At 61.1% G+C, this 25,834-nt stretch carries 11 protein-coding genes; 9 read left to right on the top strand and 2 right to left on the bottom strand.

Annotated elements, in window-relative coordinates; all coding sequences use genetic code 11:
* The first annotated feature begins 90 nt into the window (after positions 1 to 90).
* Positions 91 to 474, top strand: a complete 384-nt coding sequence (locus AC1DV9_RS16095; protein WP_477949028.1) for an antitoxin Xre/MbcA/ParS toxin-binding domain-containing protein — start codon at positions 91 to 93, stop codon at positions 472 to 474.
* Positions 434 to 1,186: an RES family NAD+ phosphorylase gene (locus tag AC1DV9_RS16100; protein WP_477949030.1), complete on the top strand. Its 753-nt coding sequence runs from the start codon at positions 434 to 436 to the stop codon at positions 1,184 to 1,186. Before AC1DV9_RS16095 ends, AC1DV9_RS16100 begins: the two co-directional genes overlap by 41 nt.
* Here the strand turns inward: AC1DV9_RS16100 and AC1DV9_RS16105 are convergent, their stop codons facing one another.
* Positions 1,187 to 1,633, bottom strand: coding sequence for a MarR family winged helix-turn-helix transcriptional regulator (locus tag AC1DV9_RS16105; RefSeq protein ID WP_477943150.1), 447 nt, complete (start codon positions 1,631 to 1,633; stop codon positions 1,187 to 1,189). It lies immediately after the preceding gene.
* Between the two features lie 92 nt (positions 1,634 to 1,725).
* Here AC1DV9_RS16105 and AC1DV9_RS16110 point away from each other — a divergent pair, with 92 nt between their 5' ends.
* The 4 genes from AC1DV9_RS16110 to AC1DV9_RS16125 all read left to right on the top strand — a co-directional run bounded on the left by AC1DV9_RS16110 (position 1,726) and on the right by AC1DV9_RS16125 (position 19,874).
* A complete protein-coding gene (locus AC1DV9_RS16110; RefSeq protein WP_477949084.1) occupies positions 1,726 to 2,451 on the top strand; it encodes a DUF899 domain-containing protein in 726 nt (241 codons plus the stop codon).
* A 30-nt stretch (positions 2,452 to 2,481) separates the two neighbouring features.
* A complete protein-coding gene (locus tag AC1DV9_RS16115; protein ID WP_477949032.1) occupies positions 2,482 to 2,955 on the top strand; it encodes a DUF1579 domain-containing protein in 474 nt (157 codons plus the stop codon).
* A 63-nt stretch (positions 2,956 to 3,018) separates the two neighbouring features.
* Positions 3,019 to 3,804 (top strand): VOC family protein, encoded by a 786-nt coding sequence (locus tag AC1DV9_RS16120; RefSeq protein ID WP_477949034.1) that lies wholly within the window; start codon positions 3,019 to 3,021, stop codon positions 3,802 to 3,804.
* 299 nt (positions 3,805 to 4,103) lie between these two features.
* Positions 4,104 to 19,874 (top strand): T1SS-143 repeat domain-containing protein, encoded by a 15,771-nt coding sequence (locus AC1DV9_RS16125; protein ID WP_477949036.1) that lies wholly within the window; start codon positions 4,104 to 4,106, stop codon positions 19,872 to 19,874.
* 51 nt (positions 19,875 to 19,925) lie between these two features.
* Here the strand turns inward: AC1DV9_RS16125 and AC1DV9_RS16130 are convergent, their stop codons facing one another.
* Complete coding sequence (locus AC1DV9_RS16130; protein ID WP_112386350.1) at positions 19,926 to 20,681, bottom strand: GGDEF domain-containing protein; 756 nt, start codon at positions 20,679 to 20,681, stop codon at positions 19,926 to 19,928.
* Between the two features lie 319 nt (positions 20,682 to 21,000).
* On the opposite strand from AC1DV9_RS16130, the gene AC1DV9_RS16135 reads away from it, so the two are divergent.
* From AC1DV9_RS16135 to AC1DV9_RS16145, 3 genes are read left to right on the top strand one after another with little or no spacing between them, the layout of a single operon-like run.
* Positions 21,001 to 22,362 (top strand): TolC family outer membrane protein, encoded by a 1,362-nt coding sequence (locus AC1DV9_RS16135; RefSeq protein WP_112386508.1) that lies wholly within the window; start codon positions 21,001 to 21,003, stop codon positions 22,360 to 22,362.
* A 19-nt stretch (positions 22,363 to 22,381) separates the two neighbouring features.
* The gene (locus tag AC1DV9_RS16140; protein ID WP_112386349.1) at positions 22,382 to 24,538 is read left to right on the top strand and encodes a type I secretion system permease/ATPase; all 2,157 of its coding nucleotides are present in this window, start codon (positions 22,382 to 22,384) and stop codon (positions 24,536 to 24,538) included.
* A gap of 2 nt (positions 24,539 to 24,540) precedes the next feature.
* On the top strand, positions 24,541 to 25,833 hold the full coding sequence (locus AC1DV9_RS16145; protein ID WP_477831421.1) for an HlyD family type I secretion periplasmic adaptor subunit: 1,293 nt from the start codon (positions 24,541 to 24,543) through the stop codon (positions 25,831 to 25,833).
* The last annotated feature ends 1 nt before the right edge of the window (position 25,834 follow it).

Raw genomic sequence — 25,834 nt, forward strand, 5'->3', positions numbered from 1 at the left:
GGCGGAAAGTTGGTTTACCTCCCTGTGCGCAAACCACATCTTTTCATCTGAAATAAAATCGCTATATTCTTTCTAAGGAAAGGATATCCGATGCCCGTACCATCGCCCGCGCAAGCGCGCTCCACCCAGGAAGCCGCCGTCATCACCAAGGCCGCGGTCAACGCCGCAGATCGCCTCGGCATCAGCGCCCGCACGCTGTCCGCCGTTCTTGGTGTCTCGGAAGCCACCGTGTCGCGCATGAAACGGCAGGATCACCTGCTGGAGCGCAGCAGCAAATCTTTCGAGCTCGCCATTCTTCTCGTCCGCCTGTTCCGCTCGCTCGACGCCATCGCCGGCGGCGATGAGGCCGTTGCCAGGCAGTGGCTGCGCAATGCCAACACGGCGCTCGGCGCCACCCCGCTCGAAAAGATCGTCAGCATTTCAGGTTTGACCGATGTCCTTGCCTATCTGGACGCCCGCCGCGCTGTCGTCTGAACTGCGCGCCGTCTCCGGCCGTTTCTGGCGACTGGTGGAGGCGCAGCATCAGATCTCGACGCTGAAACTCGTCGATACGCTGGAGGAGCAGGCGCTTCTCGAGAATCTGCTGGAAGAGAGCAAGCCGGCGCTGCCGCTGGAATGCGTGGGGCTGGATTATCTGCTGGCGACACCATTCCGATACGGCGCCGTTTATCCGCATGGCTCGCGCTTCCGGCGGGCAGGGCGGACGCTGGGTGTGTTCTATGCCTCGGAGAAGGTGGAGACGGCGCTCTCGGAGATGGCCTTCTACCGGTTGCTGTTCTATGCGGATTCGCCCGCCACGCCGCTCCCCGCTAATGCCGCCGAATACACCGCCTTTGCAGCGCCGGTCGCGACATCCGCAGCGCTCGACCTGACGCTCCCGCCGTTCGATCGCGACCGGGCGATATGGACCGACCCGCTGAATTACGAAGCATGCCAGGCGCTTGCCGAGGCCGCCCGCGCGGCGGATACGGAGGCCATCCTCTATGAATCCGTCCGCGATCCGCGCCATGGCCGCAATCTGGCGCTTTTGACCGCCAAGGCCTTCAGCGCCCGCGAACCCGCCGAACGGCAGACATGGCGCATCCGGCTGTCGGCATCTGGTGTCCAGGCACTGTGTGAATTCCCGAAGCAGCGCATCGGCTTTGCACGCGCCGATTTCGGCGGCGATCCGCGTATCGGAAACTGATCAGCAAAGTGCCAGCAGCATGCTGCGCAGCCCGTCGCCATTGGCATCAGGCAGCTTGTCTTCCAGTGCGGCATGGGTGCTCTGCCAGATCGGCACGGCAGCGGCCAGCACGGATTTCCCCTCGGCCGTGAGGCTGAGCAGCCGCGAGCGCTTGTCTTTGGCGCCGGGCGTTACATTTACCCATCCACGGCGCCGCAGCGGTTTCAGCGCGGCCGTCAGTGTCGTCTGGTCCATGGCGAGCAGGTTGGCGACCGGTCCCATCGGCGGCGGCTCCGGCCGGTTGAGCGACATCATCAGCGAGAATTGCCCGTTGGTGAGACCGACCGGGCGAAGCGCGTCGTCGAACAGCCGCGCCAAGGCCCGGGCAGCGCGTTGCACATGCAGGCAGAGGCAGGTGTCGCGCACGAGCAGCGTCGTGGAATAGGGAATATCGACCGAATTTGACATGACCTAATTCTATTGATATCAATGTATTTAGTCAAGCAAAGCAGAACGAAATGCCGGTCCTTGCCGGCCGCGCCGGAGGAGGGCGTGCGATCATGCAGAATGCTGTCGTTTCCCGCGAAGAATGGCTTGAAACCCGCCGCGCGTTTCTGGCCAAGGAAAAGGCCCATACCCGCCAGCGCGACGCGCTGCGCGCCGAGCGCCAGGCGCTTCCCTGGGTAAAGGTCGATAAAAACTACGTCTTCGACACGCCGGGTGGCAAAAAGTCGCTCGCCGACCTCTTCGAAGGCCGCAGCCAGCTGATGATCTATCATTTCATGATGGGGCCGGAATGGGAGGCAGGCTGCCCGGGCTGCTCTTTCCTGTCCGATCATATCGACGGCACGCTGCCGCATCTCAACAATCACGACGTCACCTGGGTGGCGGTCTCCCGCGCGCCGGTCGACAAGATCGAAGCCTACAAAAAGCGCATGGGCTGGAAATTCCCCTGGGTCTCTTCCGTCGGGAATGATTTCAACTTCGACTACCACGTCTCGTTCACGCCCGAGGATCTGAAGAAGGACAAGGTCTTCTACAACTTCACCGAGATGAAGCCCGAGGACGCCAATGACGAACTGCCGGGCATGAGCGCCTTCTACAAGAACGAGAAGGGCGAGATCTTCCACACGTACTCGAACTATGCCCGCGGTGGCGAAGAGGTGCTGGGCACGCTGATGATCCTCGACTACGCGCCGAAGGGCCGCAACGAAGACAGCACCATGAGCTTCGTCAAGCGTCACGACGAATACGAGGATGCGAAGACGCAGTCCTGCTGTCACTGAGATCTGCAAACATCAGCCGAGGGAGGAAGGATGATGGAACCTGCAAAAGCGCTCGAGGAGCACCGTTTCCTCGAAAAGCTCGTCGGTACCTGGAATGTCACGTCCGACGACATGAAAGAAAACGGGCAATGGACAGAGGTCGTCCGCTCGCTTCACGGCGCCTGGTTCGTGGCCGAAGGAAACGGCCAGATGCCTGACGGCAGTGGTGCCGCAACGACGGTGCTGACCCTCGGCTACTCGCCTTCGAAGGGCAAATATGTCGGTACCTGGATCGGCTCGATGATGGACCATATGTGGGTCTACGAGGGCGAAGTCTCGCCCGATGGCAAGGTGCTCAGCCTCTATACACGCGGGCCCGATTGCATGGGCGGCGGCGGCGAGCAGGATTACCGCGAACAGATCGCCTTCATCGACGACGACACCCGCACCTTCGCCTCCGCGGCGAAACAGGCCGACGGCAGCTGGAAGCAACTCATGGAAGCGCGCTACGCACGCAAGCCGTGATCGCGGCGTCCCATCAGGGCGCCAGACGGAAATGACATCCGACACTCTTGAAAGGGAAAGATCATGGCTTCGAATACGCATGGCAAGTTCATCTGGTGCGAGCTGATGACGCCCGATACCGCCGCCGCCGCAAAGTTTTACGGCTCGGTCACCGGCTGGACGACCAAGGAAATGCCCATGGGAGACATGGGTGTCTATACGATCTTCGAGGCCAACGGCCGCGGCGTCGGCGGCATGATGACCTTTCCGGCAGAACTCGAGGGGAAGGGCATTCCGCCCAACTGGACGGGTTACGTCGCCGTCGATGACGTCGATCAGTCCGCCCGCGACTTTGCCGCCAATGGCGGTAGCGTCCGCCGCCCGCCCGAGGATATCCCGACTGTCGGCCGCTTTGCCGTCGTCGCCGATCCGAGCGGCGCCGTGCTTTGCATCATGACGCCGCTGCCGATGGAAAACGACGATGGCTGGGAGCCGGAAATGGGGACGCCCGGCCATGTCGGCTGGCACGAATTGATGTCCGGCGACTGGCAGCAGGCCTTCGATTTCTATGAAAGGATCTTCGGCTGGACCAAGGACCGTGACTTCGACATGGGCGAGATGGGCACCTACCGCATCTTCGCCGAGCATGGCAAACAGACCGGCGGCATGATGACCAAGCCTGCCGACGTGCCGATGACGTACTGGGCCTATTACTTCAACGTGCCGGAGATCGACAGCGCCGTCGAGCGGGTAAACGCAGGCGGCGGCAAGATCGTCTTCGGTCCGATGGAGGTTCCGGGCGGCAGCTGGGTGGTCAACGGCATCGATCCGCAGGGCGCATTTTTCTGCCTCGCCGCGCCCCGGCGCTGACCTCCGAAAACAGGGTGTCCGGCAGCCCCGGGCAGCCCCGAATCGCGCCCTTCAAGGTTAACGGCGGCCCCTGAAAAACCGGGCCGCCGTTAACCGTTTCGGGGTCGAAAACCCCTTGCTACTTCCTTAATTTTATTCAAATTTTAGCGTTCTCACCCCAAAAGGCCGTTCCAAGGTTAACCGTCCCTGAACATTTTTGGGTGGAAGCATAATCGGCTATATCTTGGTGGTTAAGGAAGTATTGCAATTAGACCTCCCGCGTAATTGATTGCACCTCAATTGTTCATTGGGGTAAAGTCATGTCTATCGAAGATCTGCGTAATTCGAACGTCGACGGCGAGCACGCTTCTCACGAGATGATCTCGGACGTTCACGAAATTGCAGGACGCGAAGAGGCCAAGCTTCCTGAGGTCGAGCGTGTCGAGCTTGCCCAGGCACAGAGCTCGCAGACGACAGATCAGACACCGGCCGGCGAACAGTCGCCGAAGACCGACCGCGTCGAAGCCGCCCCGGCGGCTCCGCAGGCTTCGGCAAATCCGAATGAAGTTGTTCCGGATCAGAACAACGTCGCCCACCTCGCGGCCAACGTCTCGCTCGACGACATCCGCATCGAGGGTGCCAATCTGGTACTGGTCCAGCCCGATGGCACCGAGATCGTCATCATCAACGGCGCAGCCCATGTCCCGACCTTCCTGATCGGCGAAGTCGAACTGCCGCGCGACACCGTCATCGCCGCATTGAACGACAGCCACATCAACGTCGCCGCCGGCCCAGACGGTGGCGACAGCGCCTCGGCCGCAGCCCCGAGCTCGGGTGCGGAATTCCAGGACAGCCTCCAGCCCGGCGACGACACGCCGACCGAGCTGGCGGCATTGCTGGCTGATACGCAGCAGCCGGACCGTACGCCTAATGGCGACGAGGAGCTGTTCGATGACCAGCCGACCATCACCTTCACCGACACGCTGGTGCTGACGGAGAGTTCTGACGGCGAAGGCAACTTCGAAAAGAATACGCTCGAGGGCCATTTCGGCTTCCTCTCGGGCGCTGACCTTGGCGTCGTCACTGCCATCAACTACACCGGTGGTACCGATGTCGACGAAGAAGGCGGCAGCGCTGGCACGTCGCTCAGTGGCCTGACCTCGGATGGCCACGCCGTAACCGTGACCGTCAACGGCCTGACCATCACCGGCACGATAATCGTCGGCGAAGGCGAAAACGCCCATACGGTGACTGTCTTCGAACTCAAAGTCACCGACATCTCGACCGGTGCGTTCACCTTCACCCAATACGGCCCGCTCGACCATCCGGACCTCAACCAGTCCGGCGCCAGCGATGCGCTGCGCCTGAACTTCACCTACACCGTCACCGACAAGGATGGCGACGCCGTCACCGGCAATGCGTCGATCGACATTCGTGACGACGGCCCGTCGATCAACCTGGGTGGTGCGAGCGATGACCGTACGATCAGCGAACACGACCTTCTGGATGGCAAGGTTGCCACCGGCGATGTCGGCCTCGGCGTTCAGTGGGGTGCGGACAACGGCGCTCATCGCGACCTGACCTTTGATGCCAAGAACGCACCTGGCGGCCTGACTTCGCATGGCCTCGCCATCCAGTACGAAATCTCTGCAGATGGCCACACGCTGACCGGCTACACGGTCGGCGAAGGCGAGGGTGCGGTACGCACCGATGTCTTCGTTGTCACGCTGGACCCGACCTCTGCGCACGGCTCCTACACCTTCCAGCTGCTGACCAGCATCGATCATCCCCACACCCAGGCACCCGCCGGCGGTGAAGGTGACGAGACCCCGGTGCTCTTGCTCGCCGAAGGCAGCTCCCAGGATACCCAGATCGATCTTTCCTTCCACGTCGTCGCCAAGGACGCAGACGGCGATACCGTAGGCACGGACTTCACTGTCACCGTCAATGATGACGTTCCGGTCGCGAAAGAGGCGACGAATGACGCTGTCATGCAGGACGACAATCAGACGGTCTTCCCGGGTAATGTCGATGCCGAAGGTGGCGTGACGTCCGTTGCCGGCGGCGCGGGTTCGCTCTTCACGCCGGGTGCTGATGGCTTCAAGAGCGTCGTCCTCAGCGGAGAACAGCAATCGTTCAGCGCCGTCTACAAGGGCACCGACGGTTTCGCACACACGGAATCGGTCTCCTGGGGTGACCCGTCCGTCAGCGGCACCGATACCACCTTCACGGCAACCGGCGCTGCGACGGGTCAGACCGTTGCAACACTTATCGTCCATGCGGACGGCTCTTATGAATTCAAGGTCCTCGCACCGATCGTCCAGTCTGGGCACACAGGCGTAGAGGAAGACCTCTCGCTCACCGTACGGTTCACCGTCACCGATGGCGACAACGACACGTCGAGTGGCTCGCTGACGGTCAGCGTCAATGATGATGCGCCGAGCGCAAGCATCATTACTTCAACGGCCACGCTGCAGGATGAAGGCCAGACCGTCTTTCCCGGCAACAAGGAAGAGGGCGTAACCAACTCGACCTCCGCCAGCGGTGGTGAAGGCGCTCTCTTCAAGGCAGGTGCCGACGGAGTCAGCTCTGTTTCCTTCACTCCCCCTGCAGGCCTTCAGGCAATCCACGAGGTCAACGGCCACGGCGTTGCGGAGAGCCTCACCTATGCCACGTCGACTGACCAGAACGGCAACAAGATCCTGACGGCCACGGGCGCCGTAAGCCATGCAACCGTATTCGTTCTCACCGTCAACGCCGATGGCAGCTACAACTTCAGCCTCTCGGCGCCTCTGGTTCATGGTACGAGCGGTGCCACGGAAGAAAATCTGTCGATCAACATTGGCTTCCAGGTCACCGACGGTGATGGCGATACCGCCAACGGTTCATTGGAGATCAAGGTCAACGACGACGTTCCGGTTGCCAGCAACGTAACCGCGGGGACCACGCTACAGGACGAAGGCCAGACTGTATTCTCTGGTAATAGCGCAGAGGGTGCCAGCAACCCGACCCACGTCAAGGGTGATTCCGGTGTGCTCTTCACTGCCGGCGCCGATGGTGTAGGCTCCATTTCATTCACCCCGCCCGCCGCTTTGCAGGCGATCCACGATGTCAACGGTCACGGCGTTGCTGAAAACCTGACCTATGCAACGACGACGAATGAAGACGGCTCGACGACCCTGACAGCGACCGGCGCTGTCAGCCACGCAACCGTGTTCACGCTGACCGTCAATACGGACGGCAGCTATACTTTTGAACTTTCGGCCCCGCTGGCTCACGGCACCAACAGCGCAACCGAAGAAGACCTGTCGATCAAGATTGGCTTCCAGGTCACCGATGGTGATGGCGACACCGCCAACGGTTCATTGGAGATCAAGGTCAACGACGACGTTCCGGTTGCGACGGGCACGATCGTCTCCGTGACCGCCGACGAAGGCGATATCTTTAATTTGCGCTCGCATGGCAACAGCGCCAAAGACGGCACGGCCGATGGTTCCTCTTCTCAGCCGGCGCTTTTCGGTTTCGGCCTTGCTTCGACGGTAAGTGGATCTGTCGCTGCCACCGTCGCCTTTGGCGCCGACGGTTCGGCTGCGAAGAACGCGTTCTCCTTCACGAGCGATGCGGCATCGACACTCGCGAACATGCACCTGTCGTCCAAGGGTGGCGAACTCTCCTTTACCGTCATCGGCAACACCATTCTTGGCTTCGTCAATAACAACGGCGGCGGCTACACCCCGATCATCGATCGGCCGGTCCTGTCGATCACGCTGAACAGCGACGGCAGCTTCAAGTACCAGCAGTATGACCAGCTCGACCACGCTCCGGGTGCAGGCAATGACCTCAAGTCGGGCTCGACGACGATCTCCGGCATCGACTTCGGCTCGGTCATCAAGGCAACCGACGGCGACGGCGATACTATCGTCATAGGCGGCAAGCTTGTCGTTACCGTCACCGACGACGCACCAGTCGTTTCGATCTCGCTGACCGGCAACGTCGTCACGCATGATGAAACCTCGGGCAACGACGCAGGCACCAGCGACACCACCAGCGACCAGGTCCGCTCGATTTTCGCAGCCTTCGAAGGTAGCGAGCACGTCTCGGCTCTCGGTTATGCCCGCGAAAGCGACGCGATCGTCAATTTCAGCACCAACGTTGGCGCAGACGAGCCTGCCAAGGTTTTGCTGACGCTCGACGTCACCGACGCCACCTCCGGCCTGAAGACCACTTCCGGCGAAGCCATCACGCTGACGGAAGAAGGCAGCCTCGTCGTTGGCCGCGATGCGCATGGCGAGGCCGTCTTTGCGATCAGCATCGACAGCTCCGGCCGCGTTTCGATTGCTCAATATCAGGCGATCCAGCATCCCGATGGCAGCAATGCCAACGATCTGGTCAATCTAAGCGGCAAGATTTCCGCCGTCATCAGCGCCACTGACTATGATGGCGACAACGCCACGCAGTCGATCGATATCGGCGGCAAGATCCAGTTCCGCGACGACGCTCCGGTGCTCTCGACCAACTCGGTCACCGTGACCGCCGACGAAGGCGATATCTTCAATGTGCGCTCTCAAGGCAATAGCGCCATCGACGGCACGGCCGACGGCTCATCGTCCGAGCTCGCTCTCTTCGGTCTCGGCCTTGCTTCGACGGTAAGTGGATCTGTCGCTGCCACGGTCGCCTTTGGCGCCGACGGTTCGGCTGCGAAGAACGCGTTCTCCTTCACGAGCGATGCGGCATCGACACTCGCGAACATGCACCTGTCGTCCAAGGGTGGCGAACTCTCCTATACCGTCATCGGCAACACCATTCTTGGCTTCGTCAATAACAACGGCGGCGGCTACAGCCCGATCTTCGATCGGCCGGTCCTGTCGATCACGCTGAACAGCGACGGCAGCTTCAAGTACCAGCAGTACGACCAGCTCGATCACGCTCCAGGTGCAGGCAATGACCTGAAGTCTCGCGAAGGCACGGTCGCCGGCATCGACTTCGGCTCTGTCATCAAGGCGACCGACGGCGACGGCGACAGCATCACGCTCGACGGCAAGCTGATCGTAAAGGTCACCGACGACATCCCGACGGTCTCGATCTCGCTGACCGGTCATATTGTCACGCATGACGAAACCTTCGGCGTCAACTCCAACAGCGACGACACCAACAGCAACCAGGTCCGCTCGATCTTCTCCGGCCTCGAAGGCAGCGAGCACGTTTCCGCGCTCGGTTATGCCCGCGAAAGCGAAGCGATCGTCAACTACGGCTACAGCGCCGGTGCCGACGAGCCGGGCAAGGTTTCGCTGACGCTTGCGGTCACCAACGCCGACTCCGGTCTCAAGACCACCGCAGGCGAGGCGATCACGCTTTCGATGCAGAACGGTCTCATCGTTGGCCGTGACGAGCATGGCAAGGCAGTCTTTGCAATCAGCATCGACAGCGGCGGACGCGTTTCTATCGCCCAGTACCAGGCAATCCAGCATCCGATCAGCAGCAACCCGAACGATCTCGTTGATCTCACCGGCAAGATTGCAGCCGTCGTTACCGCAACCGACTATGACGGCGACACCGCCACCAAGTCGATCGACATCGGCGGCCAGGTCCAGTTCCGCGACGATGCTCCGGTTGTGAACGGCCAGGTTTCGACTGGCCTGACCCTGCTCGAAAACGATCTCTCGAACGGCACGTCGCCCGATGGCACGCACCTTTCGGCGACCGGCAGCCTCAACATTTCGCTCGGCGTCGATGGCGGCGATGTTGCCCTTCAGGCCGCCGGCGCGACCTGGAATGCCGGCACGCATACGCTGACGGCCCAGGACGGCTCGTGGAACATCGTGCTGAACAACAACGGCACCTACACCTTCAACCTCGTCCATGCCACCGCCCACGGTGGCCCAGGCGTCGATAATCTGTCTATCGACGTCACCTACACCGCGACCGACGGCGACAACGACAGCATCACCGGCAATTTCAACATCGTCATTACCGACGACATTCCGGCTGTCTCGCTTGCATCCTCGGGTGTGACCGTCGTCGCCGACGAAAGCGTCGGTGCACAGGCGGACGACGCCGGCATCTTGAAGTCTCTTCAGCTCGCTGGCCTCTTCAGCGGCATCCACGATGCCGGCAATGACCCGCAGACGCTCGGCATTCCTGTCGCCTTCGCGCAGAGCGCGTCGGCCGTCGTCACGCCGTCGATCAACTTCGGTGCCGACGGCGCCGCCGCTTCGGGTTCCGTCGTCTACGCACTCTCCGTCGTCAACGGCTCGGACTCCGGCCTGACCACCACCGACGGCCACAAGATCTATCTCTTCAACGAGAATGGTTTCATCGTCGGCCGGTATGACGTCAACGAGGGCCCGGTTTCGAGCGCCGCTGTGGCCCACGACCCGGCAGCATTCGCCCTCACGATCGGCCAGGACGGCAAGGTTAGCGTTGTCCAGTACGTCTCGCTGCACAATGACAATCCGCTGGATGCGAACGATCAGGTCGCTATCAAGGCCGGCGCGATAACGGCAGTCGTCACCGCCAAGGACGGCGATGGCGATACGGTTTCGGCAGGTACCGACATCTCGCAGCAAATCCGCTTCCAGGATGATGGCCCGAGCGTCTCGGTTACTCGTACGCCGTTCGTATTCGGCGTTACGGCCGACGAGACGGCAGGCAAGCAGATCCTCAGCGACGATACCAACCCGCTCGTAGTCTTCAGCGGCGTCGCCAATGTCGGCCATGACAGCGACAATGGCGGTGCACCGCTTGCCTACGCCCAGTCCGCAGTTGGTGCACTCGTTGACAGCACCAATTTCGGTGTCGACGGCGCAGCCACGGCTGGCGCGAAGGTTTACTCGCTCGCCATCGTCAACGGTGCCGACTCCGGTCTGATGACCACCGACGGCCAGCACATCTATCTCTACATGGAAGGCGGCATTGCCGTCGGCCGTGTCGGCGGTGCCGAAGGCCAGGCGGCGATTGCAATCGCCATCGACCCGGCGAACGGCAAGGTATCGACGGTCGAGTACCTGTCGCTGAACCATGGCAACGCCAACAACGCCAACGACAGCGTTTCGCTGGCGGACGGGACCGTGCGGGCTGTTTTGACCGTCACCGATGGCGACGGCGACAAGGCCTCTGACTCGGCGGACATTTCGTCCGGCATCCGTTTCCTCGACGATGGTCCGTCAGTCGATCTGTCGGTCACCGGCGTCAAGGTCATCGCTGACGAGAGCACCGGTCTTCAGCAGAACGACACCTCCGCGCTTTCCGTCTTCAGCGGCGTCTCGAATATCGGCCACGATGCCGACAATGCCGGCGCTCCGCTAGCCTATGCGCAGAGCGCGTCGGCCGTCGTTTCCTCGTCGATCGCCTCTGGCGCAGACGGCGCCGGCAGCGTCGCCTACTCGCTTTCGCTCAGCAGCAGCGGCGTCAACAGCGGCCTGACCACGACCGAAGGCCAGAAAATCTACCTCTTCAACGAAAATGGTATCATTGTCGGCCGCATCGGCGCCTCAGCTGGTCTGGCAACGACCGGACAGGCGGCTTTGGCGATTGCCATTGACCCTCAGGATGGCAAGCTGTCGACAGTCGAATATCTGTCGATCAAGCACACCGACGGCACCAATGCCGATGACGTTGTCAAGATCAACGATAACGCCATCCGCGCTGTCGTCACTGTGACCGATGGTGATGGTGACAAGGCGACCGACTTCGTCAACATCGGCAACAAGATTCAGTTCCAGGACGATGCTCCGGTTCTCAAGAGCGTTTCGAACGTTTCGCTGGCGGAAGACGACCTGTCGAATGGCAGCTCGCCGGATGCGGCGCATCTGTCTGTCAACGGCAACCTCGACATCGCGCTTGGCGCGGACGGCGGCAAGATTTCGCTTTCTGCAGCCAATGCTTCCTGGAACGGTGACGCCAAGACCCTGACGGCCGGTGATGGTTCGTGGAAGGTCGCCCTGAACGGCGACGGCACCTACACCTTCACGCTGCTGCACAATACCACGCACAGCGCGTCGGGTGCCGACGATCTGAACATCAAGATCACCTACACGGCGATAGATGGCGACAACGACAAGCTGACCGGCGACTTCACAGTCACGATCAAGGATGACGTGCCGACGGCAAGCTGGTCCGGCACCAGCGTCGTCACCGAGAACGGCACGGCCGACGGCGTGTTCATCACCCAGTCGGCGACGGGCACGCTGGTCTTCACGCAGGGTGCAGACGGCGCCAAGATCACCGATCTGGCATTCCGCACGGCGATCGACATGACGCCGAACGGCCAGGACGGCGAAGGCTACCCGGCTCTGACGTCGCATGGTGTTGCGCTTCATTACGCAACTGCTGTTGTCGGCGGCCAGATCGTCCTGACGGCCTACACGACGGATGTTGGCCATCCGGTCTTCACATTCTCGGCAAACCAGGCAACGGGCGCCTATACCTTCACCCAGTTCGCCTCGATCGATCATCCCGATGCAGCCCGCACCGGTGCATCCGATGCTCTGCGTCTGGTCTTCGACTTCGCCGCAACCGATGGCGACGGCGACAAGACGGCCTGGAACACCGGTACCGTGCAGGTCGACATCCGCGACGATGCGCCGGTTGCTCTCGACGTCGACCGCTACATCACCGTCAAGGAAAGCAGCATCCACGGCGCCACGCCGGATACGCAGTCCAAGAGCTTCTCGATCGACTACGGTGCCGACGGCGCTGGCAAGACCAGCTTCACCGGCCGCGTTCATCTCGATATCGGCGCTGGCGATGCCGGCAATGTCGACTTCACGCTCAGTGGCCCGGGCGCGACATATCTGTCGTCGCTGACCTCGCATGGCGCCAAGATCACCTTCGCGCTTACGGACAACGGCACCAAGATCATCGGCTATGTCGGTGATCCGAGCCATACCGTCATCGAGCTTGCCGCGAACGGCACGACGGTCACGGCGAAGCTGCTTGGCCCGGTCGACCACGTCGCGCTTGCCAACGGCTCCGCGATCGATCAGCTGCGCGTCGATGCCCAGGTCGCCTTCCGTGACGGCGACGGCGACACCACGACCAGCATCGTCCGCGTCGAAATCAACGACGACAAGCCGACGATCGTGTCGGCTGCGGACACCGGCCACCTTTCGGAAACAGGCCTGCCGCGCGTCTCGAGCGACTTCGGTTCGCTGCATGTCAATATCGGTGCTGACAACAAGGGAACGCATGTCGAGATCGGTCGCGACTCTCTCGGGCATCCGATCATCAATGCCGGCCTGACCTCTGATGGCGTCGCTCTGGACTACCTCGTCCGCACGACAAATGGCGTCGATCAGGAAATCGTGGCCTTCAAGCATGGCGAGAGCGCCGACACGCCGGTCTTCATCGTCGCTGTGCTCCATGATGGCAGCTTCGCGACCACCCTGTTCCAGAACCTCGACCATCCGGCAGGCGACAGCCCGCTGGTTCTCAACCTCGTCGCCCGCGTCTTCGACGGCGACGGCGACTATGTCGACCAGCCTTTCTCGGTAAGCGTTGCCGACGACGTGCCTGTGATCACCGGCTCGCTGCAGCCTGCAAACCTGCTCGCCAACGGCAACTTCGCCGGCGGCACCTGGGCTCACCCGGAATCCTGGGGTGCGTGGGCGACGGAATCCACCGGCTGGAAGATCGAAGGTACCGTTCCTGGCCAGCAGGGCGTCCAGCTTGAGCGTGTTGTCGATAACTATCTCGGCATGCATGCGACAGGCGGCTCGCCGATGGTCGATCTCGGCGCTTCGCCGGGCAACATCCAGATCTCGCAGAATATCACCGGCCTGACCTCCGGCGATACCTACAAGCTGACGTTCGAAGCCGGCTCGCCGGATGCAGGTTCGTCCAAGCTTGAAGTCTACTGGAATGGCACGCTCGTCGGCACGGTCCAGCCGACCGGCTCGATGGTCGGCCAGACGCTGAACCTGACGGCTGCCGGCGGCACCAACACGCTGACGTTCAAGGAAGTGGGCAACGGCAACGACAATACCGGCACGTATCTCGCCAATGTCAGCCTGACCCATGGCACCGATGTTCCGGTCTTCCACGCCACGACTGGCGAAGACAGCGGTGTTGTTTCCTTCCATCTTGCGCAGGGGACGGACTTCTCCTTCGGCAACGACGAGAAGGGCACTGTAAGCTTCGATACGGATCATGTGACGATCGCCACGCCGAGCGGTACGACGATCAACCTGCCTTCCAGCGCCTATCACTATGACGCTGCGACCGGCATCTTCACGATCAATCCGGGCTGGGGCTTCAACGGCCTCAGCGAAGGCGAAGTCGCAACGCTGACGGTACCGTTCAAGGTCACCGACGGCGACGGCGACAGCAAGTCAGCGGTCTATCAGGTAACGATCACCGGCTCGAACGATGCTGTCTCGACCTCGGTCGGCTTCCCGGATACCGGCACGATCACCGAGTATCAGGAGAACGACGCGCGTGCCGGCTCTACCGCCGATCGTACGGAATTTGACGCACCTGCTGGCCATGCCGGCTATAACGGCGGCGGCTTCTGGATCTACGACGATCAGGGTGACAAGCACACGGTCAGCGTCCAGGCCCAGGGTGGCAACTATCTTGGCACTCTGACCGCCTCCGTCAGCGAAGAAACCATCAATGACGGCAATGGCTTCGTGACCTGGAATTACCACGTCACCGATGCGGCTCTGAACCCGCTTGCGGCTGGCGAAACCAAGATCGAAACCTTCCGCGTCACCGTCGATGACGGCCATGGATCGTCCACGTATCGCGATATCACCGTCACGCTCGTCGGCACCAATGACTCGCCCGTCATCAACCTTACTGCCTCAGATGTCACCGCCGACGTCTTCGAAAAGGGTAACCTCGACGCCATCGGCGCCGACCAGGCTGCAAACGGCCGCTTCGAGCCCACCGTCAATATCGACAGCTTCCTGGCAAGCAAGCTTGTCAGCGGTGTCGATATGCACGACCTGCTGGCGCAGGTGCAGCAGCAGATCGGCCCGAAGGCTAGCGTCGCCGACGCGATTGCCACGGTCTGGGATTATGTCGACGACAACGGCGGCTACTATAACAATGTGCTGAACGAAATGTCGGCACGCCTCGGCGTCGAATATGCCAAGTATCTCGAAGCTGGCGGCAAGCCACTGCTCGACGTCATCGCCAAGTACGCGGCCGATGGTGGTGATGCCGGCACTGTTGCGGATCGTCTGCAGTCTCTGCATGACAACCTGCTCGGCAACCTCGACGGCCCGTCGTTGATCGACAAGCTGCTTGGTGCAGGCCAAGGTTCCAACCCAATCCCGGTTCCGGCCGTCTATCAGGCAATCCTCGATCTGCTGCATGACAACGGCCTCGACGCATTGCTGAGCCGCCCGATCTACGGTGGCTATGAAGGCACGGCGAACAACGCCCTCGCTTGGGATGAGGCGCACGGTCTGGTGCCGGTTGCCGGCGGGCAGCTCGTCGCGACGGACGTCGATCACGGCGCCCAGCTGACCTGGTCGATTGCTGGTCCGAGCACCTACGGTACGATCTCCATCGATCCGGCGACCGGCAAGTGGGTCTATGCCCTCAATGACGGCCTTGCTGCAACGCAGGGGCTGAACGAAGGCGAAACGGTCCAGCAGACCTTCACCGCAACGGTAACGGACGAGCATGGCGCCACGGATACGCAGCAGATCACGCTGACGATCCACGGCTCCAATGACGCTCCGGTTATCTCGCTGGAGAACGGCGATACGAACTTCGTGGGCCTGACGGAAGGCAATGCCGGTCTTTCTGCCAACGGCACGCTGAGCGTCTCCGACGTCGACAACAATGATGTCGTCACTGTCTCGGTTTCCGGTGTCTCGGCAACGGGCTCGGGCATCGAGAGCCACTTCACCGCAGATCAGCTGAAGGGCTTCTTCAGCGTCGATAGCGGCGCGGTCATCAGCGGTGGCGCACATTCCGGCGACATCCACTGGAACTTCAACTCCGGCACCGAAGCATTCGACTTCCTGCCGAAGGGCTGGGAATCGATCATCAGCTATACGGTGCAGGTCACCGATAGCCATGGCGGCACCGCGACCCAGGTCGTGCAGGTTAAGCTGACCGGCACGAACGACGCCCCTGTGATCACCAGCGGTCCGGCAACGGCCTCTGTGACGGAAGCAGGCGATATCGCGGGTATTTCCGAAGCCGGTAATGGCGGTGGCCTCAGCTCGCACATCGCACTCTCGAGCGCCGCCGCGGCAGCGATCACCCTGGTCACCACCGCGCCGACGGCTGCAAACTTCAATGCAGCGCTGAATGCGATCGGCTATGATCTTCCCGCCGGCGACGCTCTCGCAAACCGGGCAGCGGCGATCACCGTTCTCTGGGACGCGATGGATGACCGCTATACGTCGGCAGGCGCAAACCAGGTCAACATCAACCAGGCCTTTACTCAGCTTGGTCTGGCCTACGTTCAGTATCTGAAGGACGGCGGTGCGCCTCTTACGGATATCGTCGCCAAGTACACGGCGGACGGTGCTGATGCGGACACGCTGCCCGATCGCCTGCAGTCCCTGCATGACAACCTGCTCGGCAATCTGACGACCTACGCGCTGACGCAGCGCTACGGAACCGATCAGGCGCTGTTCGACCACTACAAGGCGCTTGTAACCCAGGCCGACCCGGACCTTCTCGATCGTCCGTACTACGAAGGCCGTAACGACAGCACCAACGACGGCACTTGGGATCAGCAGCACGGCTACATCTCGGCGGCGCATGGTCAACTCGTTGCAACCGATGTGGACTTGAACCACACGCTGACATGGTCGATCGGCGGCCCGAACACCTACGGCACGATGTCGATCGATGCTGCCACCGGTAAGTGGGTCTACACGCTGAACGACAAATTGGCGGCAACGCAGGGTCTTGGCGCCGGCGAAAGTGTCGATCAGACCTTCACTGCGACGGTCACTGACGAATATGGCGCGACTGCCACGCAGACCGTGACGGTTACCGTCCACGGATCGAATGACGCTCCGGTCGTCACGGCCGCGCTGATGACGGCGAACTATGTCGAGCCGAACGGTTCGAACATCGGCAAGCTCGACGGATACAAGATCTTCTCGTCTGCAAACGGCTTTGCGGTCTCCGACGCCGACGTCCACAATGCGGGCTACAAGTCGGTCACCGTTACAGCGGACGAGGGCGATCGCCTGTTCATCCGGCAGTCGGATCAGGGCGGCCTCAAGCTCAACAACGGTGAGATCATCATCACCCAGAGCGAGAAGTCGACCAACACGCTGGTTATCACTGCGGCCGACGGCCACATGATGACCGAAGCCGAGGTGAAGGCTATCCTGCAGAAGATCATCTTCCACACGGATGAGCATACTGGAGCCAGCGAGACGCATCACATTGCCATCGTTGTCGAGGATGCCGATGGCGGGCTTAGCGCTCCGCTCGGCATGACCGTCAATGTTACCGGCACCAACGATGCGCCGACTGCCTACAACAACTTCTCGGTGACGACGACCGAAGACCATGCCTTCGCCTTCACGCCGCAAAGCGTGGGCGACACGAAGATCACATTCGAGAACCTCGATGACGACAGCAGCGTAAACGGCGGCACGCCGGGCCAGCTGACGATCGCGTCGAACCATGGTGTGGTCACAGTCAATCTGACCCAGTATCCTGATCTCAAGGTTCTGTCGGTTGACGGCGTCGCCGTTGCCGATGGTGGCCATGGCTCCTACACCGGCCACTCGATCGTGGTCGAAGGCGCTGCGGGCAAGAACGGTCCGATCGACGCCTTGACGGACTCGGATCACGGCACTGGCATCACATTCAATCCGGACGCCAACTTCAACGGCGCGGCCACGATCACCCTGTCTTACAACGACATGGGCGATGACGGCCTGCCGGCGAGCGCCCCGGCTGTCCAGACGGTGACCGTCAACGTCACCCCGGTCAACGACGCGCCGCATCTGGCTCTCGGCCAGACCACGGGCTTCACGATCAACGAAGACACCCCGCTCTACTTTGCCGAAACCGGCGCCAAGAACTGGGTTGCTTCCGATCCGGATCAGGGCGATGGCGTGACACAGACGGTCACGTTGACGCTCCATGTCGAGGCAGGTGGCAAGTTTGCGGCGTCCTCTGACGGTTTGAGCGGCGGCTTCAACATCGTGACCTCGGACAACGGCCACACGATCTCGATCACGACGACCGCTGACTCGAACGGCTCCCGTGACGCTTATGCGCTCCTGAACACACTCTTGCGCGGTGATAACCACAGCGCCGGCAATCTCAACGGCATCGCATTCACGCCGGATCAGGACTTCAACGGTCCGGTCAGCGTCCATTACACGCTCGACGATCATGGCAATTTCGGTGGTACGGCGCTGACGGACAGCGGTGATTTCACGATCACCGTCAACCCGGTCAACGACGCTCCGGCCATCGATCTGGACACGACAACGGCTGGCAATGATGCAGCCCGTACCGCGGTCGAGCAGTTGCCGCAGTGGATCTTCGATAAGGCCAGCCTGAAGGATGTCGACAGCTCGACGCTTGCGTCGCTCACGGTGAAGTTCACGACTTCGCCTGACGGTGCAAACGACACGCTGTCGCTGAACACCACGGCACAGAATGCGGCCAACACCGCGCATCTGAATGTCGCATTTGTAAACGGCACGCTTTCGATCACGGGCACTGCAGCGACGTCGGTCTACGAAACGATCCTGAAGGGTGTCGTTTACGAGAACACCAGCGACAACCCGAGCACTGCGGACCGCATCGTTCAGGTCGTTGCCAACGACGGCCAGGCAGACAGCGTTGCGCATACGGCGAGCGTCCATATCATCCCGATCAATGACGCTCCGGTATTGACCGGTGATCTCGCGGCATCGGTCGAGAAGGGCCATAGCTATACGCTGACGACGGCTGACGTGTTCTTCACGGATCCGGACAACACCTCGGTGGCGTTCCAGGTCTCGAACCAGGTGAGCGGCCTTATCAAGGTTGGTGGCGTGTCGTCGCTGTCCTTCACATCAGAGCAGCTCCAGGCTGGTCTCGTCACCTTCGTCCACGACAACTCGGCTGGGAACACTGCTCACTTCGACGTCAAGGTCGAGGATGGCAATCAGGACGGCTCGGTACCAGTGGCGCAGACGTTCCATCTGGATGTGACGGTCCCGAATGCGCCTCCATCCGCCCATTCGGAAACCATCTACACCAATGCAGGTTCCAGTCAGGTTCACATCCCTGTTGAAGCTCTGCTTTGGAACGACACAGACACTGATGGCGATAAGCTGCACATCACGGACGCTACTGGGAGTGTCATCAACAACGGTACGGTAAACGTAACGCTGACCGGACACAGCACTGCTTTCGACTACTATGTGTCCGATGGCCATAATCCGGCTGTAAAGGTCTCATCTCACGTTGATATCGGCACGGAACAGAGTGGTTCGTTCTATATCGATACCTCTACTCCCGGCCATAACTTCTACGGGGACAATACTCCGCAGATCTTTGTCGCTGATACCGGTAATGGCAGCCAGCTTTTCGGAGAATGGCCTTCTGGCAGCGGAAACGATCTGCTCATCGGCTCCAACTACAACGACAAGCTCTATGGTGGCGGAGGCGATGACACGCTGTATGGCCGTGACGGTGCAGATAATCTGTACGGCGATGCCGGCAACGATATACTCTACGGCGGTGCTGGTGACGATAAGCTCTATGGTGGCGACGGTAACGACCAGCTCCACGGCGGAGCTGGCCTCAACACCATGACTGGCGGGGCGGGCAGTGATACCTTCTTTATCGACGCTGAAGCTTTGAACAAGCTCGATGCAAGAGACGTCATCACTGACTATAATGGAAGCAACGGTGTGAACGGCGATAAGCTCGACGTATCAGATCTTTTGAATAACCTTCTTGGTCATGATGCTAGCGAGAGCGAAGCGACCGCTGCGCTCAAGGCGACCAATTCGAATGGCAATACCGTCATCAGCGTAAACCTTGGTGGCAACACCGGATGGCACGACCTTGTGAGCGTTCATGTCGATCAGGGATCGCAGATCCGTCTCCTCTATGATCATGATCACGAGATCGCGCTGAAGACGAACGGCAACGCTTAAGCCGTCGTCACCTAAAACAATCGAAAAGGCGCGAAAGCGCCTTTTCTGCTTTCAGGCAGCCGGCAATCTCCCGATCGCGATCGGCTCGTCCTCGCCGCCGGCTTCCATGGCGAGCTCTCCCGCCATCTGGCGAATACGGTTGAATTCCGCCGGGCCGTCGAAGATTGCGCCGCCGAGTTTCAGGTCGATGGAGAGCGGGTTCTCGTCGGCGGCGAAGGCGGCCGCCGCCACCCGTTCGCGGATGCGGTTGGCGATGTCGAGGGCGCTTTCGGGCGCGGCACCCGGCAGGAAGATGCCGAGCTCGTTGGTCGCAAGCCTGGCCACCAGGTCGCCGCTGCGCACCGAGGACTGGATGATCGCCGCCAGCGACTGCATCACCGTATCGGCCCATTGCGGCCCGTAGCGGCGGCTGATGGCATCCAGCGGATCGACGACGGCGGCGATCATGATGCCGCCTGTGTCGGTCGAGATTCGCTTGCGCCGGTCGATGTAATGCTCGACGGATGCGGCAAAGGCAGTGCCGTTCAGAGCCCCCGTCGTGGCGTCGTGGCGGGCGGTGTAATTAATCCGTTCGTGTAGCTTCCGGATTTCACCATTTTTGATCCCGATTGCGGCAAGCAGCGGAAATGCAACAAACAGAGAAATTGAGCATGTACTGATTAAACCTACCAAAAATGGTTGGTCCGGCAGAAGAAGGTTTAAGATAAGTAAAGCACCAACGGACCCGGCGAGGCATCCCAATGCACCGGTTGTGGCCGTCCATAGAGCTCTTACTGTTGCTTGGGAGTAACTCTTTCGGAAATTCATGGTGCGCAATGTCCGTTGAAAAACGTACAATGAGCTAATCAGCTGCGGGAGAATCCAGGATTAAAAAATCCTGTAAAATTGTTCCTTTAGTAGCTGATCCCTGTGAATTAACTGTCTTCGGAAGATTGTCCTGCACTGCAGTTGGAGTGTGGAAATGTTGGTGATACTTGTTTGCTGAAGAACATCTTCGGTATATGGGTTTCGCCCGGAGAATCTCAGATGTTGAGGGGCATCAGTCTTGTTTAAAGGCAAAAGAATTTTTGCGGCTCTGTCCGCCACCGTTGCTTTCAGCTTCGCGTTTTCGATGAATGCCGATGCAATGACCTTGCAGCAGGCCGTCGAGAAGACGATGAAGACGAACCCGCAAATCTTGCAGGCTGCAAAAGATCGCGAAGCCGTGGAGTTTGAGCTCCGCCAGGCGCGGGGTCTTTACTTGCCGTCGGTCGATCTGGAGGCCGGTGCCGGCCGCCGCAGACTGTCCAATTCCAGCACAGGCACGCTGACCTCCGACCACGATTACTTGTCGCCGGGCGAAGTTGGTTTGACGGTTACTCAGACATTGTTCGACGGCGGTGCCCGCCGTTCGCAGGTCGAGCAGCAGGCTGCTCGCGTCGATGGCGCTTCCTTCCGCGTTCTCGAGCGTTCCGAAGCGCTGGCCCTCGAAGTCACTCAGGATTATCTCGAATACATCCTGCAGGGTCAGATCGTGAAGGCCGCGCAGGACAACGTCGGCTTCCACAGCCAGATCCTCGGCAATATCGAGCAGAGCATCAAGGGCGGCACGCTGACCGATGCCGACCGTCTTCAGGGCGTCGAGCGTCAGCAGGCTGCTGCAGCCCGTCTGCAGGAAGCCAAGGAAGAGCTGGAAGCCACCCGCATCCGCTTCCTCCAGGCCGTCGGCGAGCCGATCACCAATGCCTCAACCCCGCCGTCGGTTGCCAAGTTCCTGCCGAAGACGTTGAATGACGCCGTCTTCATCGCCGCCAAGAACAGCCCGCGCATCTACTCGGCCAATGCCGATATCGATGCGGCTGACGCCAGCGTGCGTGGCGCCCGCGCCAACTACCTGCCGAAGGTCGATCTCGAAGGCACCGCCCGCGTCGGCGATGACATCGACGGCGACGACGGCAACACCAACGACTATCAGGTCCGCGTCGTTGCCCGCTGGAACCTTTATCGCGGCGGCATCGATACCGCCCGCGAGCAGGAGCAGATCCGCCGCGCCGGTGAACAGCGTTATGCGCTGGCCCAGGTGCAGCGCGAAGTCGAGCAGTCCGTCCGTTCCGCCTGGAACGAGCGCGTCAGCCGCGGCACGCTTGCCGGCATCCTCGGCAAGCAGGCGCAGACCAACGCCCAGCTCGTATCATCCTACCGTCAGCAGTTCGGTGTCGGCCAGCGTTCGCTGCTCGACGTGCTTGACGCGCAGAACACCAATTTCAACACCAGAGTTCTGGCAGACACGGCGCGCGTTGCCTCGCTGTTTGCCGAGTACAAGATCCTGGCTGCCTCCGGCAATCTGCTTCAGACGATGAAGCTGCGGCCGGTCGAGCAGTCCAAGGCTTATGCGCGGGAAGAGTTTGTTGTCCCCGCGGGCGTCGCAAATCCGGGTTATGTCGAGCTGCAGTCTACGCAGAAGGCCGGCATGCCTCTGGATCTTCTGGCGCCAATTCGACAGCAGTAGTCCAAACGGCCATGGAACAATGCTGAACGTAGCGCTCGAGACTTCCAGCGGCACCCCGCTGCAGACATTCAAAGCCGCTTTTAAATCCGTGGCTGCGTTCTATGGCCGTCCCAGTTCCGATACGGTGCTCTTCTCCGGACTTCCGGATGAAGTCACCGAGTCGCTGGAGCTGGACGACATCGAGCAGATCGCCGAACGGATCGGGCTGCAGGTCATCAGGCATGAAGAGCGCGATTGCCGCTCGGGCAATTTCGATTGTCCTGCGATCGTCGCCTTTGCCGATGGCGGCGTGCTGCCGCTGCTCGAAGTCGCCGAAGACGGCTCCTATATCACCGACGTCGTGCCCATCGCCGGCCAGCCGATCCGTCTGACGCGCCAGGAGCTTGCGAGCCTCCAGCCGCAAGCCGCCTTTGCCTTCACGCTCTATTATCAGAACGCCTCGGAAGAGGCGCTCGTCGGCAATGCCGTCGAGATCGAGAAGCGCCATTGGCTGTCGAGCACGCTGGCGCCGTACTGGCGCACCTATGTCCGCGTCATGGTCGCAGCGCTGTTCATCAATCTCATTGCGCTCGGCTCGCCGCTGTTCACGATGAACGTTTATGACCGGGTCCTGCCGAACAAGGCGATCCCGACGCTCTGGGTTCTCTCGGCCGGCATTTCGCTCGCCTATCTCTTCGATTTCCTGTTGAAGACAGCGCGTTCGTCACTGATCGATTATGCCGGCCGTAAGGCCGACCTGCGTCTGTCGCAGATGATCTTCGATAAGGTGCTGAACTCGACGCTCGCCTCGCGGCCGATGTCGACTGGCGAATATGCCAACCGTGTCACGCAATATGAGTTCGTCCGCGAATTCTTCACCTCGAACACCATCGGCGTCCTGATCGACAGCCTGTTCGTGTTCATCTTCCTGTTCGTCATCTACCTCATTTCCGGCTGGCTCGTCGTCATTCCGGCTGTTGCCTTCGTCGCCTCCGTTGTCATCGGCCTCTGGGCGCAGGCGGCGATCGGCAAGCGCATGGCAACCGCCGCCAACGAGGCATCGCGCCGCCAGTCGCTGCTGGTCGAAACCATCTCGACCATCGAGACGCTGAAGAGCCTGCGTGCCGAAGCCACCATGCTGCGCCGCTGGCAGGAGCTGACGAAATATTCGAGCCGCACCAGCGAAGAGATCAAGCACGTCTCGACCAATGCCATCAACCTGACGATGCTGATCCAGCAGATGGTCAGCGTCCTGATCGTCATTGCCGGCACCTATGAATTCTCCGAGGGCCGCATCGCCATGGGCGCCATTGTCGCCACCGTGATGCTGGCGAGCCGCGCCGGTGCCCCGCTCGGGCAGATCGCCATGACGCTGGCCCGCTTCCGCCAGGCCACCATGTCGCTGCGCATCCTCGACAAGATCATGGAACAGCCGGACGACCGGCCCTCGACCGTTGGTTTCGTCAACCGGCAGATCACTCAGGGCAGCTTCAGCTTCCAGAATGTCGCATTCCAGTATCCGGGCTCGGATCACCCTGTTATCAACGGCCTGTCCTTCAATGTCCGCCCGGGCGAGAAGATCGGCATCATCGGCCGCATCGGCTCCGGCAAGACGACGCTCGGGCGCCTGCTCGATGGTCTGTTTGCGCCTGCATCCGGCCGCGTGCTGATCGACGGCGTCGATGTCCGCCAGTATCACATGGCGGAAGTCCGCTCGGCAGTTGCGGTTGCCGGCCAGTCGTCGGATCTGTTCTCCGGCACGGTCAAGGAAAACCTGTTGATCGGCCGGGCCGACGCGACGGATGAAGAGCTGCTCGAAGTCGCCCGCATCACCGGCGTCGATGAATTCGTCGGCAATCATCCGCGCGGTTTCGACATGCCGGTCGGAGAGCGCGGCACCAATCTGTCCAGCGGCCAGAAGCAGGCGCTGACCATTGCCCGCCTGCTGCTTACCAAGCCGAAGATCGTCTTCCTCGACGAGCCGTCGGGCGCCATGGACCTTGCCACCGAACGTCACCTGATTTCGCGGCTGTCGAGCGCTTTCGGTGCCGAAACCACGCTGCTGATCGCCACGCATCGCCATAGCATGCTGGAGCTGGTCGACCGCCTGATCGTCATCGACAAGGGCAAGATCATCGCCGATGGCCCGAAGCAGGCCGTCATCCAGGCCATGCAGCAGCGCCGGCCGGGAGCATGAACATGAGCCGCACGCACATCGACAATCCGCCGCTCTTCGCCCGCGCCATCCTGGCCCTCTGCGCCCTTTTGATCGCCAGCTTCCTGGCATGGGCAGCCTTTGCCAGCATCGATGAGATCGCCCGCGGCGAGGGCAAGGTCATTCCGGTCTCGAAGACCCAAATCATCCAGTCGTCGGAACCCGGCGTCGTCCAGCAGATCGCCGTCACCCTGGGCCAGATCGTGCGCAAGGGCGACCTTCTGGTGCAGCTCGACAATACGACGACCACTTCGACGCTCGGCGAATCCGTTGCCAAGGCGCGTGCGCTTGGCGCCAAGGTCGCCCGCCTGAAGCTTGAGGAAGCCGGTCTTTACGACACCAAGTTCATCTGCCCGGACGAAATCCTGACCGTTGCCAAGCCCGTCTGCGACAACGAGGAAAGCCTGTTCGCCGCCGATCGCGCCAGCTACGAAAACAAGCTCGGCGTTCTCCAGGAGCGGGTCAAGCAGCGCGAGAACGAGCTGAACGAGGCGCATGCCAATATCGCCCGTCTGACCGACAATATCGACGGCGCCCAGCGCCAGTACAACCTGATCAAGCCGCTGAGCGACAAGAAGCTCGTCGCTCAGACCGAGATGCTGAAGGTCGAACGCGACCTGACGGATCAGCAGGGCCAGCTCAAGGTTTATCAGGAAAGCATCGATCGCCTCGAAGCCGCCGTTCAGGAAGCCAAGCTGCAGGTCGGTGATCTGGCGCTGGAGCTGCGCCAGCAGGCGCTGACCGAAAAGGCGACGACGCTCGCCGAACTCTCGGTCGTCGATGAAACCATCCGCGGCGCGTCCGATCGCGTCAAGCGCACCGATATCCGCTCGCCCGTCGATGGCATCGTCAACACGCTCGAGGTCAATACGATCGGCGCCTATGTCGATCCGGGCCGGGTCATTGCCGGCGTTGTTCCGACTGCCGATACGCTTTTGATCGAAGCCAAGATCTCGCCGCGGGACGTCGCATTCGTGCGCCGCGGCCAGCCTGCCGTCGTAAAGGTCACCGCCTACGATTTCTCGATCTTCGGCGGCCTCGAAGGCGTTGTCGAGAACATCTCGGCAGACAGCCTCGTCGAGAAGGAAAAGGGCGACACCTACTACCTGGTGCAGGTCAAGACCGACAAGTCTGAGCTGGAGCGCAACGGCAAGTCCTATCCGATCATGCCCGGCATGGTCGCCTCGGTCGAAATCATGACCGGCAACAAGACCGTGCTTAGCTATCTCCTGAAGCCGATCAACAAGGCGCGCTCGGAAGCGCTGACGGAGCGCTGAG

This window comes from Rhizobium sp. 01L410 (genome assembly GCF_056400165.1).

Bases quoted from the DNA above. Each gene is read 5' to 3' on its own strand.
- AC1DV9_RS16095 (WP_477949028.1), top strand. From the start codon at position 91: ATGCCCGTACCATCGCCCGCGCAAGCGCGCTCCACCCAGGAAGCCGCC.
- AC1DV9_RS16100 (WP_477949030.1), top strand. From the start codon at position 434: ATGTCCTTGCCTATCTGGACGCCCGCCGCGCTGTCGTCTGAACTGCGC.
- AC1DV9_RS16105 (WP_477943150.1), bottom strand. From the start codon at position 1,633: ATGTCAAATTCGGTCGATATTCCCTATTCCACGACGCTGCTCGTGCGC.
- AC1DV9_RS16110 (WP_477949084.1), top strand. From the start codon at position 1,726: ATGCAGAATGCTGTCGTTTCCCGCGAAGAATGGCTTGAAACCCGCCGC.
- AC1DV9_RS16115 (WP_477949032.1), top strand. From the start codon at position 2,482: ATGATGGAACCTGCAAAAGCGCTCGAGGAGCACCGTTTCCTCGAAAAG.
- AC1DV9_RS16120 (WP_477949034.1), top strand. From the start codon at position 3,019: ATGGCTTCGAATACGCATGGCAAGTTCATCTGGTGCGAGCTGATGACG.
- AC1DV9_RS16125 (WP_477949036.1), top strand. From the start codon at position 4,104: ATGTCTATCGAAGATCTGCGTAATTCGAACGTCGACGGCGAGCACGCT.
- AC1DV9_RS16130 (WP_112386350.1), bottom strand. From the start codon at position 20,681: ATGAATTTCCGAAAGAGTTACTCCCAAGCAACAGTAAGAGCTCTATGG.
- AC1DV9_RS16135 (WP_112386508.1), top strand. From the start codon at position 21,001: ATGACCTTGCAGCAGGCCGTCGAGAAGACGATGAAGACGAACCCGCAA.
- AC1DV9_RS16140 (WP_112386349.1), top strand. From the start codon at position 22,382: ATGCTGAACGTAGCGCTCGAGACTTCCAGCGGCACCCCGCTGCAGACA.
- AC1DV9_RS16145 (WP_477831421.1), top strand. From the start codon at position 24,541: ATGAGCCGCACGCACATCGACAATCCGCCGCTCTTCGCCCGCGCCATC.